This is a genomic window from Bradyrhizobium sp. Unk1, from assembly GCF_059512345.1.
In genome coordinates this window covers 1-12758 of record NZ_JCAMOP010000023.1, presented here as the reverse complement: position 1 = coordinate 12758, position 12758 = coordinate 1, and the positions used below count along the sequence as shown (strand labels likewise).

Annotated in this window: 10 protein-coding genes and 1 tRNA gene; 8 read left to right on the top strand and 3 right to left on the bottom strand. The window is 61.3% G+C overall.

The window, feature by feature from the left end; translation table 11 throughout:
- The first annotated feature begins 58 nt into the window (after window positions 1–58).
- The gene (locus AC5ZFO_RS27225) at window positions 59–562 is read left to right on the top strand and encodes a DUF1269 domain-containing protein (RefSeq protein ID WP_282523609.1); all 504 of its coding nucleotides are present in this window, start codon (window positions 59–61) and stop codon (window positions 560–562) included.
- Between the two features lie 6 nt (window positions 563–568).
- Here AC5ZFO_RS27225 and AC5ZFO_RS27220 read toward each other — a convergent pair whose 3' ends face one another.
- The gene (locus AC5ZFO_RS27220; RefSeq protein ID WP_282523610.1) at window positions 569–1279 is read right to left on the bottom strand and encodes a Bax inhibitor-1/YccA family protein; all 711 of its coding nucleotides are present in this window, start codon (window positions 1277–1279) and stop codon (window positions 569–571) included.
- Between the two features lie 792 nt (window positions 1280–2071).
- Here AC5ZFO_RS27220 and AC5ZFO_RS27215 point away from each other — a divergent pair.
- From AC5ZFO_RS27215 to AC5ZFO_RS27195, 5 genes are read left to right on the top strand one after another with little or no spacing between them, the layout of a single operon-like run.
- Window positions 2072–3205: an AI-2E family transporter gene (locus AC5ZFO_RS27215; RefSeq protein WP_282523622.1), complete on the top strand. Its 1134-nt coding sequence runs from the start codon at window positions 2072–2074 to the stop codon at window positions 3203–3205.
- Window positions 3202–3801, top strand: coding sequence for a hypothetical protein (locus AC5ZFO_RS27210; RefSeq protein WP_282523611.1), 600 nt, complete (start codon window positions 3202–3204; stop codon window positions 3799–3801). Before AC5ZFO_RS27215 ends, AC5ZFO_RS27210 begins: the two co-directional genes overlap by 4 nt.
- The gene (locus AC5ZFO_RS27205) at window positions 3802–4287 is read left to right on the top strand and encodes a DUF992 domain-containing protein (RefSeq protein ID WP_282523612.1); all 486 of its coding nucleotides are present in this window, start codon (window positions 3802–3804) and stop codon (window positions 4285–4287) included. It begins immediately after the preceding gene.
- Window positions 4288–4322: 35 nt separating this feature from the next.
- Window positions 4323–5567, top strand: coding sequence for an efflux RND transporter periplasmic adaptor subunit (locus AC5ZFO_RS27200; RefSeq protein WP_282523613.1), 1245 nt, complete (start codon window positions 4323–4325; stop codon window positions 5565–5567).
- Window positions 5564–8692: an efflux RND transporter permease subunit gene (locus AC5ZFO_RS27195; protein ID WP_282523614.1), complete on the top strand. Its 3129-nt coding sequence runs from the start codon at window positions 5564–5566 to the stop codon at window positions 8690–8692. Before AC5ZFO_RS27200 ends, AC5ZFO_RS27195 begins: the two co-directional genes overlap by 4 nt.
- 522 nt (window positions 8693–9214) lie before the next feature.
- Here the strand turns inward: AC5ZFO_RS27195 and AC5ZFO_RS27190 are convergent.
- Together AC5ZFO_RS27190 and AC5ZFO_RS27185 are read right to left on the bottom strand one after the other, a co-directional pair.
- Window positions 9215–9841 carry a response regulator gene (locus AC5ZFO_RS27190; RefSeq protein WP_282523615.1) on the bottom strand — a complete coding sequence of 209 codons (627 nt, stop codon included), beginning with the start codon at window positions 9839–9841 and terminating at the stop codon, window positions 9215–9217.
- A gap of 87 nt (window positions 9842–9928) precedes the next feature.
- Window positions 9929–10666: a sensor histidine kinase gene (locus AC5ZFO_RS27185; protein WP_282523616.1), complete on the bottom strand. Its 738-nt coding sequence runs from the start codon at window positions 10664–10666 to the stop codon at window positions 9929–9931.
- Between the two features lie 1156 nt (window positions 10667–11822).
- Here AC5ZFO_RS27185 and AC5ZFO_RS27180 point away from each other — a divergent pair.
- Window positions 11823–12230: a hypothetical protein gene (locus tag AC5ZFO_RS27180; protein WP_282523617.1), complete on the top strand. Its 408-nt coding sequence runs from the start codon at window positions 11823–11825 to the stop codon at window positions 12228–12230.
- 139 nt (window positions 12231–12369) lie between these two features.
- Window positions 12370–12446 (top strand) — tRNA-Arg (locus AC5ZFO_RS27175).
- Window positions 12447–12758: the final 312 nt, after the last annotated feature.

Genomic DNA, 12758 nt, shown 5'->3' with positions numbered 1-12758 from the left:
GCCATGCAGTTGGCATCAGTCTTCCCGCGGTCCCTGCGGGAATGCCCAGGAGGTCTCCATGTCTGATCTGGTTGCGATCGTATACCCGACCGAAGCAAAGGCCGAAGAAGTCCGAACTCGGCTGCTCAAACTGCAAAAGGAATATTTGATCACCATCAGTGACGCCGTGATCGCCGTCAAGGCCGAGAACGGCAACATCAAGCTCAACCAGCTCGTCAACACCACGGCGACGGGCGCGATTACCGGCAGCTTCTGGGGACTCCTGGTCGGCGTGCTCTTCCTCAATCCGATCATCGGTGTCGCGGTCGGCGCTGCGTCCGGCGCGCTTGGAGGCGCCTTGTCCGATTTCGGCATCAACGATTCCTTCATGAAGGAGCTGTCCGCTTCGCTCCACCCCGGTAACGCCGCGCTCTTCGTCCTGATCAAGAACATGACGGCAGACAAGGTGTTGAACGAAATCAAGGATGCCGGCGGAGTCGTATTGAAAACGTCCCTGGACGAGACCAAGGAAAAGATCCTGCGCGATGCGCTCGCCAGCGCGGCGGAGCGGCCGGCGGCCTGAAGCCGCCTACCGCCTACCGCCGAGCAGGCGCAGCAGCATCATGAACAGATTGAGGAAGTTGAGGTAGAGCGACAGTGCCGCGATCACCGACTTGCGGCCTGCCGTCGTCGCATCGTCCCTGCTCTCGTACATCGCCTTGATCCGCTGCGTATCATAGGCCGTGAGTCCCGCAAAGACGCCTACGCCGACGATCGAGATCAACCAATCGAGCCCCGTCGACCTCAGGAAGATATTGACCAGGCTTGCGACGATGATGCCGATCAGGCCCATGAACAGGAAGCTGCCGACCGCGGACAGGTCGCGCCTCGTGGTGTAGCCGAAGACGCTGAGTGCCCCGAACATCGCGGCCGCGATGAAGAACACGCGCGTGATCGAGGTGCTGGTGTAGATGTGCAGCAGCGTCGAGAGCGAGACGCCGACCAGCGCGGCATAGACGAAGAAAAGAATGCGCGCTGTTTCCGCCGACAGCGTATTGATGCGCGCCCCGATGAAGAACACCAGCCCGAGTGGCGCCAGGATGAAAACCCACATCAACGGGCTCTCGAGCAATGCGGGACCCATGAGCTGATACGTCAGCCACGCCACAATTGCGGTCAGGCCCACGCCCGCGGCCATATAATTGTAGATGCGCAGCATGTAGGCGCGCAATCCGGGATCGATCGCAAGCGCGCCGCCACCAGTGCCTGAGGCAGTCAGATTCGGATCATAGTTCGACATCGCTTGCCTCCACGGATTGGTTCGCATGAACAAACGAAGCTAGCGGTCCGGCCCCTGCGGGGGCATCGGATGATCACCCGAGCGCCGGAAGATATATCACCCTATCTCGGGATACCCGTATCTGCCAGAGCGACTTACCGAAACCGACCATGACGCCGCCGTTCTGCACGCCAGGCATATCGCGACTGAACTCGCTAAGGCGGGCGAGTTGTTCCGCGCGAGCTTCGTGCTGGTCGCCCCGGCCGCTGCGCCCGGGTCGGCAAGTCCTCATTAGAAACGGTCGACCGATTTCCTGCCTCGCCCTCTACATAGAATCCCTGATGTGTCGACCGAGATGCTGCCTCTAGTCTCTTAACCGAGGGTGGTCGGCCTACCCCGTTCAAATTCGACCCTTCCGCCCACCTCATCTCCGGGGTTGAGGGCTCGCTGCACGCGTCCGCGTCTATGCGTTGGCCGTCGGCGCTATCTCGATCTGAAGTGTTGTGGGTCAGTTGGAGACAAGCATGAATGTCCGGACCATTTGCGGTGCCTTGATCCTTGCCGGATCGATTGCGACCGCGCAGTCGACCAGTTCCCAGGCGCAGACGACCGATCCGGCCGCATCCGTGCCAAAGCAGGTCACGACACCTGCCCCAAGCACCGCCGCGCCAAATACGAATACCAACCCCACCAAGCATCGCTACTGGCGTCATCGCGGCGGCTCGCATCCCCATTATGGCAGCCGCCGTGTTCGCACCTGAGCCCCGGCGCGACAGTTCGTCATTGCAATCCGCCGCCGAGACACCCCAATCGATGAGCGATGTGAGGACAGGACAAGAGCAACAGCGCGAGGCCGTGGTCCGCGATCCTCCAGACCAGGGCACCGACAGGCGGCGCGGCTTTCTCGCAACGGGTCTCGCCCTGCTCGCCATTTGCGTTGCTCTCTTCCTCGTATGGCAAACCGCCTCGAGTCTTCTCATCATCTTCGCAGGCGTGCTGTTTGCTGCCTTTCTGGATGCCGCCGCACGCGCATTGGCGCTACTAATTCCACTCAATCGCGTCTGGCGGCTGACATTCGTGCTTCTGCTGTTCACCACCATGGTCGGACTAGGCCTCGCCTGGGGAGGCGGCAAGCTGCCGCAGCAAACACGCATCCTGCTGGAGGTAATGGACATCCAATTCGACGTCTTGCAGCAACGCCTTTTGACCTACGGCGTCGATCTGCTTGGTCCGGAATCGGGGCGCGATTTTGCGCAATGGCTGCTGTCCGATCAAGGCCGGTTCTTCAGCCACGCCCAGCTCGTCCTTGGCAGAGCGTCGAGCTTCCTGACCGGTGTGCTGGTGATCGCGTTCCTCGGTATCCTCTTCGCCTTTGATCCCACCAGCCATCGCGAGAGTCTGGTGATGCTGGCGAAGCCTTCCTATCGCGCCCGAACACGCGCCGTAATGAACGAGATGGGAAACGTCCTGCGGCTGTGGTTCGTCGGACAGCTGATCCGCATCATCCTGATGACACTGTGCGTGTGGGTCGCGCTCTATCTGATCGGGCTTCCCGGTCCCTTCGTGCTTGGGCTGCAGGCGGGCCTTTCCAACTTCGTTCCGTATCTGGGGCCCATCCTTGCCGCGATCCCGATCGCGCTCGTCGCGATGCCGCTCGGCGCATCGCTACTGATCTGGGCCGTCGTCATCTACACAATCATTCAATCGATCGAGGGCTATGTGATCGGCCCGTTGATCCAGCGCCAGGCGGTCGAAATTCCTCCCGCATGGACATTGGTCGCGATCGTGCTGTTGGGCGCAATGCTGGGCGTGATGGGTATCGCACTCGCCATGCCGCTGGTCGCGGTCGGCCGGGTCGCGATCATTAGATTCTACGTCGAGGATTACCTCGGCGATAGCAGCGGGCGCATGTCCAACAAGGGACCATCGCAAATGGGAGCGCCATGAGCGAGATTCGAGCCGAACGGAACAATGGAATGGAGCCATCCCCGGCGCACGCGCGGATGACACGTTTTCTGTGGCAGCAACTTCCCTACATCATTGCACTGGTGCTCGCCGTCGCGGGCGTCGCCTATACCAACGCCTCTCACCAGCCTCTCGTTGGCTATTGGGAGTTTCTCGCGCTCGCCATCGGCGTTGTGTGCGTCATCAACAAATGGCCGGAGGTCGATGGCAAGGAGGCCCGGTGGCGACTGATCTGGACCCAGGCGCTGCACTGGGTTGCCGTCCTGGTCACGATGAACATCATGCTGGTGTCAGGCGTTCAGCAATTGTTGCCGACGCCGGCAACCAGCCTCGTTCTTCTCACATTACTTGCGCTCGGCACCTTCCTCGCGGGCGTCAGTCTTCTGTCGCCGCAAATTGCCTTCCTCGGCCTTGCGATGGGCGTCACGGTTCCGGCGATATCCTGGTTACAGCAATCCATCATCTTCTTCCTGTTGGGCGCCGTCCTGCTGATCGGCCTCGGCATCACGTTCTGGCTTCGCCAGGATCGCAGCCCAGGGAGTTCGCCAACCGACACCGGAAGTCAAATGGAGGCCTGAATGCGCATTAACCTGCTTCTTGCGATCATCTGCGGATCCGCCTTGATGTGCGCCGACGCTCTGCCCGCACGCGCCGAGGCCTTCAGGGTCGGCCGGCTCGTATGCACCAGCACTCCGCGCGTTGGGCTGGTGCTCGGCTCCGCGCAGGAGCTTCGTTGCGTATTCATCACGAGACGCCCGACCCGGCAGTACGTCTACGACGGACGGATCAGGCGCGTTGGTCTCGACATCGGCGTGACCAGCGCAGGAACCCTCTCATGGGCCGTCCTCGCCAGGAACTCGCGCGTCGGCCCCGGCACGCTGCGCGGGAGCTACGTGGGGGCGAGCGGCAATGTCGCGTTCGGCCCCGGTCTCGGAGCGAACGTTCTGATCGGAGGCTCTCGCCGGACGATTGCGCTCCAGCCTCTGTCGATCGAACGATCGATCGGATTGAACCTTGCGGCGGGAGTTACGAACCTGACACTCGGCTCGCGCGGACCGGGATAGCGGCTTGTCCCGAACGCCGGAGCAAGGAGCGGACAATGGACCTTGCGGACGTCTCGGTCAGGATGCTGGCGGCGGGCTTCCTGACATTCATCGCTGGCGGCACGGGCTGGACACAGCCAGTCGCAGGCCCTCCGCCCGCTGTCGGCATCGTGGAAGCGATCAGACGACCGATCACCGAGACCAACGAATTCCTCGGGCGGATCGAGGCGGTCAATCGCGTCAATGTCGTGGCTCGCGTCACCGCATTCCTGGAGCAACGGTTGTTCGTCGAGGGTGCCGAGCTCAAGAAGGGCGCCCCGCTTTACCGGCTCGAGCGCGGTCCGTTCGAGGCCGATCTCGCGTCAAAGCAGGCGCAGGTGGCCCAGCTCCGAGCGATGCTCGAGAACGCCAAGCTGACGACCGACCGGGCGCGTACGCTGCTCAGCGGGCCGGCCGGTCAGCAATCGACCTACGACGCGGCGATCGCCAACCAACGCAGCCTGGAAGCCCAGGTCCAGGCCGCGCAGGCACAAGTCGATGCGTCACAGATCAACCTCGATTACACCATGATCAGCGCGCCGATCGACGGCAAGATCGGACGTACGTCCGTGACCGAAGGCAATGTCGTCGGTCCCAGCTCGGGCGTACTGACCACGATCGTCAGCCAGGATCCGATGTACGTCACCTTCCCGGTGCCGTTGCGCCAGGGGCTCGAACTACGCGAACGCTATGGTCCGCAGGGAGGCTTGGAAGCCGTGGTGATCCGGCTGCGGCTGCCCAATGGCCGCATGTATGGCAAGTCCGGCAAGCTCGATTTTGTCGACAACACCATCGCCCAGAACACGGACACGATCACCGTGCGCGGCGAGATCGCAAACCCGATCCTGCGCGCGCCGTCCGCCGCGGGCGTAACCGTTCACGAACTGACTGACGGCGAATTCGTCACGGTCTTGCTGGAAGGTGTCCAGCCCATCGAAGTGTTGGCGGTCCCGCGTTCGGCGGTGCTGTCCGATCAGCAGGGTGACTATGTCCTCACCGTTGGCGCCGGCGATAAGGCCGAACAACGCCGCGTCAAGCTGGGGCAATCGACGCCCACCATAGCCTCCGTCATCAGCGGCCTCGCGGCAGGCGACAAGGTCATCGTCGAAGGCCTGCAAAGAGTTCGTCCAGGTCAGGCGGTTTCTCCGGGCCCGGCGAGCGCGCTGATCCAGTCGAGCATGAATGCCGGCACAGGCGACGCGCCTTCGCAGCCAGACCATGGCGGTTCAACTGGTCCGCGCCCGGAGGACAAAAAGCCATGATGTCCGCCGTGTTCATCGATCGCCCGCGACTTGCGATGGTCGTGGCCTTCATCATCACCATTGCAGGTGCGCTCGCGCTGACACGGATCCCGGTGGCGCAATTTCCGGACATTGTGCCACCGCAGGTCACGGTCGCCGGGACCTTTCCCGGCGCGTCTGCCGAGGTCGTGGAGGCCAGCGTCGCTCAACCGCTCGAAGCGCAAGTGATCGGCGTCGACCGAGCTCTCTATATGAAATCGACGAGCGGCAACGACGGCAGCTACACCTTGACGGTGTCATTTGCACTTGGCACCGATCCCGATATCAACACCGTCAATGTTAACAACCGGGTGCAGAGCGCGCTGTCGCAATTGCCCACCGAGGTGCAGCAGCAGGGCGTGACCGTGCAAAAGAAATCGTCGGCGATCCTGCAATTTCTGGTGCTTTACAGTGCCGACGGCCAGCAAGATCCGCTGTTCATCACCAACTACGCGATCATCAACATACTCGACGCGATCTCCAGCACGCCCGGTGTCGGCCAAGCTCACCTGTTCGCCAAGATGAACTACTCGATGCGGATCTGGTTCGATACGCAGCGGCTGACCAGCCTCAATCTCACGCCCTCGGACGTGATCGCGGCAATTCGAACGCAAAGCGTTCAGGCGCCGGTCGGCCGCATCGGCGCGCGTCCAATCAGCGACGACCAGCAATTCCAGTTCAACGTCCAGACCCTCGGGCGGCTCGCGACAGTCGACCAGTTCGCCAATATCGTGCTGCGCGCCAACCCGGATGGTTCGACGCTGCTCGTCAAGGACGTCGCCCGGGTCGAGATGGGCGCGCAGAACCTCGACAGCGAAGCGCGGATCGACGGGCGCGCCGCGGTGCCTCTCGCGATCTATCTGGCGCCGGGCGCCAATGCCGTGACGACGGCGCAGGCGGTCGCGGCGACGATGCAGCGGCTATCGAAGCGATTCCCGACGGGGTTGAGCTATCTCGTGCAGTACGATTCCACGAGCTTCGTACGGGACACCATCTCGGAGGTTCTGCGGACGCTGGGAGAGGCCTTCGTCCTGGTCGTGATCGTGGTTTATTTGTTCCTCGGTAACCTTCGGGCCACGGTCATACCAGCCATTGCCGTACCGGTCAGCCTGGTCGGCACCTTCGCGGTGCTGCTGATGCTTGGCTATTCCGCGAATACCGTGTCACTGCTCGCAATGGTGCTCGCCATCGGCATCGTCGTGGATGACGCCATCGTCGTCGTGGAGAACGTCGAGCGAGTGATGGAGGAGGAACCGGATCTTTCGCCAGTCGAGGCAAGCAAGAAGGCGATGACGCAGATCACGGCACCGATCATCGCGATCACGTTGGTGCTGCTCTCCGTCTTTGTTCCGATCGCCTTCATTCCCGGCATTTCCGGCACGCTGTTTCGGCAATTTGCGGTGACGATCAGCGCCGCCATGATGATTTCGGCACTGAATGCGCTGACCTTGTCGCCCGCCTTGTGCGCGCTGTTCCTGCGGCATACTGGACCCCGGCGCGGCACGATCGGCCACGTTCTTGGTGGCATTGACTGGATCCGCGATCGCTATAGCGGCGGCGTACGACGGCTGCTGCGCGTGGCCAGTCTCTCGCTCATCCTGGTCGCCGTGTTCGCAGCCGGCATTTTCGGGATGTCGCACCTGACGCCGACAGGGTTCCTCCCCGAGGAAGACCAGGGCGCTTTCTTCACTTCGGTGCAGTTGCCGGACGGTGCATCCGTTGCGCGGACCAGTGAAGTCACCAAACAGATCGAGGACGTCCTGAACGAGATGCCGGCCGTCGACCATGTTCTGGCCATCATCGGCTTTTCCCTGCTTGACGGGGCGTCCGAGCCCAACAGCGCGCTGGTGGTGACGCGCCTCAAGCCGTTTGCCGATCGCAAGGCGGTCGCGGATTCGGCGCAGGCGTTGATCCGGCAGACTTACGCAGCCGGCGCGCAAATCCGGCAGGCCAATGTACTGCCGTTCAATATGCCGCCGATCATCGGACTCTCCACCTCAGGCGGGTTCGAGTACCAGCTCCAGGCGCTGGAAGGACAGAGCCCCGCCGCGATCTCCAGTGTCACGGGTGCGTTGATCGGAGCGGCCAATGCCGATCCGCGGCTGACGCGAGTGTTCTCGACCTTCACCGCGACAAATCCATCGATCTATCTCGACATCGATCGACGCAAGGCGCAGGCGCTTGGCGTGACCATCAGCGATATCTTCACGGCTCTTCAGGCGACGCTGGGCGGCATCTACGTCAACAACTTCAACCTCTATGGACGCACCTGGCAGGTCAACGTGCAGGGGGAGGCGCTCGATCGCGCCGACCTTTCCGATATCTGGCGCATCTATGTCCGCAATAGCACCGGTCAGATGGTTCCGATGCGGTCGCTCGCCGGCATCAAGATCGTAACCGGGCCTCAGGTCATTACCCGCTACAACAATTATCGTTCAGTGACGGTGAACGGCAGCCCGGCGCCAGCCGTCTCGTCCGGCACCGCGATGGCAGCGATGGCAGAGATCTCCAACAACGTGCTGCCTGCAGGCTACAGTTTCGAGTGGACCGGCACCGCCTATCAGGAGCAACAGGCAGCAGGACAAACCGGGGTGGTGCTCGCGCTCGCCGTGCTGTTCGCCTATCTGTTCCTGGTGGCGCTGTATGAGAGCACGGTGATCCCGATCCCGGTGCTGCTCTCCGTCGTTGTCGGCGTTCTAGGCTCATATATCGGTATTAAAATCGCCGGCCTCAATCTCGATCTGTACGGCCAGATTGGCCTCGTGGTGCTGATCGCGCTTGCCGCCAAGAACGGCATCCTGATCGTGGAATTCGCCAAGGAACGACGGGAAGCCGGCACAGAGCTTGCGGAGGCCGCGATCCAGGGGGCGCATATGCGGTTCCGCGCGGTGATGATGACCTCAGTTGCCTTCATTCTCGGACTCCTCCCGCTCGTGCTCGCAACCGGCGCCGCCGAGCTGAGCCGCAGGGCGGTCGGGACCGCTGTCTTTGCCGGCATGCTCGCCGCAAGCTCAATCGGGATTTTTATGGTGCCTATGCTCTACGTCACGTTTCAGCGCCTGCGCGAACGCACGAAGGCACGACCGGTCCCGGCGCGAACCACATGACCCGAGTATCCAGGACGGCGGGAATACTCCGAGCCTATTGCTCAGGGTTTCGTCGGATGCCGGCGTTGCCGTTCCCCGCTACCGTAGTCCGCACTCGAAACTGCGTGACAAGAAGAGAAGAGAAGGACAATGAACGCTCCCACACGTCGTGCCTTCCTTGGTTTTGCGCAGGGCGCCGTCGCCGCCGCAGCGGTCGGCGCAATCGGCGCTCGTTTCATTGCGACAGCGGAGGCTATGCCGGTCGCCGCAAATCTGGGACGGGCGGCGATAACCACGGATCTCGCGACGCAGGCGCAGTGGGGTCCTCCGCATGGCCCCGGTTGGGGGCGGCCGCGACCGCGCAGGCGCCGTTGGGTTTGCTGGTGGCATCGCGGTCGCCGCCATTGCGGGTGGCGGTGGAGGTGACCGTCCGTGACCCTTCGCGGACGACGAAGGATAGAGCTGTGCTTCCGCAGCGATCAGCTCCGCTTCACCGCCGCGATCGGTTGCAAAGCGCGGCGGGCCGGCAGCCGCCGATTTCGTTCACTCTTCAATCAACTTAGCTCTGATCGCGTAGCGGACCAGTCCAGCTATCGAATTGACCCCCAGTTTTCCCATGGCCGACGCCCGATGCGTTTCCGTGGTTTTCACGCTTGAGCTCAGCATCGCGCTGATACCCTTGTTGCTGTATCCCTCGGCCACGAGCTTGACAACGAGCCGCTCTCGCGGAGACAATCTCATATGCCCCTCGCCAGCTTCGTCTTCTCGACCCGACTGACCACAAAATCGTCCGCCAAGGAATGGCTTACGTGCCATTAGCGCTTCAACGGCAGCCAACAGCAGCTTGTTTGCGTCCGACTTGACCAGGAACGCGCGCGCACCCGCCTGAAGCGCCTCTTGAGCCAGCACTCCGGATTCGTGCGCGGTAAAGATCAGCACCTCAGTTTCGCGGAGATGCTTTTTTATTCCTCGAGTTATTTCCAGTCCCGTCATGCGCGGCATGAAGAAGTCGACGATCGCAACATCGGGCCGCTCTTTGAGAGCGGCCTCAAATGCCGATTTTCCGTCGGACGCCTCGGCGACAATCATCCAACCCGGCCGCTGCTCGAGGACCGCCCGTAGCCCGGATCGAACAGCATCATGATCATCAGCAATGAGAATTCGTTTCATGAGAGGGCTGCCTCGATGATCTTGTCGCAAGAGAACCTGGACGAGCTATGGGCTCTGCGTTTCAGCAGCATCTCCAACCGGGCCATCTCACTCGCGCGCAAGAGCGCATGGAAAGGTCGCGCGCAGGATGGTTCCGCGCCGCAGCGTTGTGGGTGCCGATAATATCTCAAGCCGCCCTCCCATCTCTTGCAATCGAGCCCGCATGATACGGATTCCCGCTCCGGGTGCCCACGGACGAAAGCGGCATGCGCCATCTGCAGCGACCATGCCTTGTCCGTCGTCTCGAACCTCGAGCTTGAACTTCCTGTCCCTCGCCCCGATAGTTATGGCGACCTGTGTCGCCTTGGCGTGGCGGTAAACGTTCGTCAGGGCCTCCTGAACAATTCTCAGCAACGCTCGCTGCGCCCCGTATGGCAGGCCGTCGACCGCGGACGATATCGAGACCTCAATATTCAGCGGCGTTCGGGCTACGAACCCTTCTGCGAATTGCTCGATTGTCGTCCTGAGCCCTCCTTCAAGCAGATCCTGAGGGTGAAGCAGATATGTGAGAGACCGCAATTCCTTCATCGCGCGACCGATCGAGATGTCGAGCTGATCGCAATGTCTCGTCGCCTTCAGAGGATCGCCTAGCGCACTCCTTACTTGCATCAGAATGAGGCTCGCCGCCACCAAATGCTGGCACGTTGAATCGTGAAGCTCCGACGCAATTTGACGATGAACTTTTTCCTGCAGAGCGAGCTGTTCGGAATTCGCCTTGCGCGCATGCCTCGATCCTCCGGAGGCATTTCGAACATGTCGGCTGACCTGTGTCTCCTGAAGGGACATGATACACTCGCCTTCCTGCAGTGCTAACTTTCGAACTGCTAGTTTCCTGGCATATGCAGACAACTCTCCGATAAATTTAGCCTACCGCCGCGACACACCGACCACACAATCAGTATAAGCCACTACGTAGAAATCCCCTAGGCAGCCGGTCCCCTCGTGTGCCGAGCATCCCAAATTTGGCGCGATGCTCCCTGATTCAAATCAAGGAGCTGCAGGCAAGGAGCAGCATGCGGGTCGTCGAAAACGCGATTGTGAAGGCGCGTCCGTCAATCTGCGCGCTCTGGCATCGACCGCTTGACGGCGGCGCGGCAGCTATCGAGCGGCCCGGCGAGGGTGTTGCGCCGCAGAACAGTCCGCTGTTTAGGTAAGACGTCTTTCCATATTCCGCCCCGAGGCGATCTCCTTGAAATTCCGTAATTCGGAAATCAACAGAGGCAGCAACGCCAAAAGTCCAGCTCGCGACCGAGCCGAATGTTTTCAGATTGCCTCCAATCCTTCTAGTGGATGCCCAAACGCATGAAGCATCGAGTGTCGACCGATGCTCTCTCCATATCTGATGGCGGAGTGCCAAATTAGGCAGAAGCCGCCCGCCAAATCGGAAGGCAAGCATGCCGACGATCGCGCCCCAGAGGCATGCCGACAAAAGCCCGCCGATTTGCCCGCGTGATCGTCACAGTGCAGCAACGCTAGCGCTCAAGGAAGTGTCGTCGAGCCTCATGAACCTGCTGCCGACGTTTGATCAGGTAGGGATCTGGGCACCGATCGCGCTGGTCGCGTTGCGACTAATCCAGGGGTTGGGAGCCGGAGCGGAATACGGTGGCGCAGCGCTTCTGCTCGCAGAGCAGAGCCCCAGCCGCCGTGGATTCTATGGTGCGTTCGCGGCATCCGGTGTCGTCATCGGCATTGCGCTCTCTCTCGGCGTCTTTCAGTCTTGTGACCAGCACCACTCCGCGGGAGGCACTTCTAAGCTGGGGCTGGCGCGTGCCGTATCTTCTCAGCATCGTTGCCGTCAGCGTCGGCCTCTACTTGCGTCTCACAATGCCGGAGACACCGGAATTCGCTCGCGACGTCCAGGATCGGCGCGCGGAGATCAGCGTCCCGCTCTGGGAGGCTCGATGGCGAGACCGTCAAGTTTTATGCCGAAGCAGAGGACGTCTTGAGCCATCTGCCCAAGCTTGGTGTCCAGATGATCATGCGCCGGATTGAAAAGGGGGAGCGCAAGGGCCACGCCAAAGTGTGGTGCTACCCTGGCATGGAAAAAGTGGTGCAGCAGATGCGCAAGAAGGTCGACGGCGTGACGACGTCAATCCCGCGGGTCTGTCGCGGAAACGCCGAGCAGCTTGCAACCGAATTCGACGCCGCCCGAAACGCGCCGGACGCGATCCGTCGGGTTTTCATTGTAACTTCGTCTCTAAGCCGTAAAGCTGTCGAAGACGTATTCGCAAACATCGCGACGGGTCACGCTCCTGATCCTTATTTTGTACAATTGTACTGGCCATTGCTCTCATTCTTCTCGGCCTGCACCGAGATGAACGCAGTCGGCTATGTTGTGTGTCAGGAATAGCCTAGGCCTTTGCCCTCCGAAGGCAAGTGTCAAGCCGGCTGGTACGAAAAGTTAGGAAGAAAGAGTATTGTAGTGCAAAGGCTTGCGAGGGTTGCGCGCTGAGGGGTTAACTCATACGCAAAATCTGCGTAAGCAGTAAGCACCCGTAGCTCAGCTGGATAGAGCGTCGCCCTCCGAAGGCGAAGGCCTCACGTTCGAATCGGGTCGGGTGCGCCATTTCATTGCAAGGCTTAGCTCCAAGGTTCGAGAGCTTAGCCCGGCTCCCTTGTAACGACGTCACACCAAGCAAGCAAAAAGAAGCCGGGACTCGTTAGAGCCCCGGGCAGTCACGGGAGGAAACGCATGTGGCGTTTGCTACCATTTACTAGCCCTTCGGGCCTGGCCACTGACAGCGGGCGGAACTGCTCACTTCATCAGCGGGATCGAGAACTCCGCACCTTCCTTGACGCCTGACGGCCAGCGCGAGGTCACCGTCTTGGTCTTGGTGTAGAAGCGGACCGAGTCCGGGCCGTGCTGGTTGAGATCGCC

Coding starts and splice junctions, on each gene's coding strand:
- AC5ZFO_RS27215 (WP_282523622.1), top strand. CDS start 2,072: ATGAGCGATGTGAGGACAGGACAAGAGCAACAGCGCGAGGCCGTGGTC.
- AC5ZFO_RS27185 (WP_282523616.1), bottom strand. CDS start 10,666: ATGTCCCTTCAGGAGACACAGGTCAGCCGACATGTTCGAAATGCCTCC.
- AC5ZFO_RS27220 (WP_282523610.1), bottom strand. CDS start 1,279: ATGTCGAACTATGATCCGAATCTGACTGCCTCAGGCACTGGTGGCGGC.
- AC5ZFO_RS27205 (WP_282523612.1), top strand. CDS start 3,802: ATGCGCATTAACCTGCTTCTTGCGATCATCTGCGGATCCGCCTTGATG.
- AC5ZFO_RS27200 (WP_282523613.1), top strand. CDS start 4,323: ATGGACCTTGCGGACGTCTCGGTCAGGATGCTGGCGGCGGGCTTCCTG.
- AC5ZFO_RS27195 (WP_282523614.1), top strand. CDS start 5,564: ATGATGTCCGCCGTGTTCATCGATCGCCCGCGACTTGCGATGGTCGTG.
- AC5ZFO_RS27210 (WP_282523611.1), top strand. CDS start 3,202: ATGAGCGAGATTCGAGCCGAACGGAACAATGGAATGGAGCCATCCCCG.
- AC5ZFO_RS27225 (WP_282523609.1), top strand. CDS start 59: ATGTCTGATCTGGTTGCGATCGTATACCCGACCGAAGCAAAGGCCGAA.
- AC5ZFO_RS27190 (WP_282523615.1), bottom strand. CDS start 9,841: ATGAAACGAATTCTCATTGCTGATGATCATGATGCTGTTCGATCCGGG.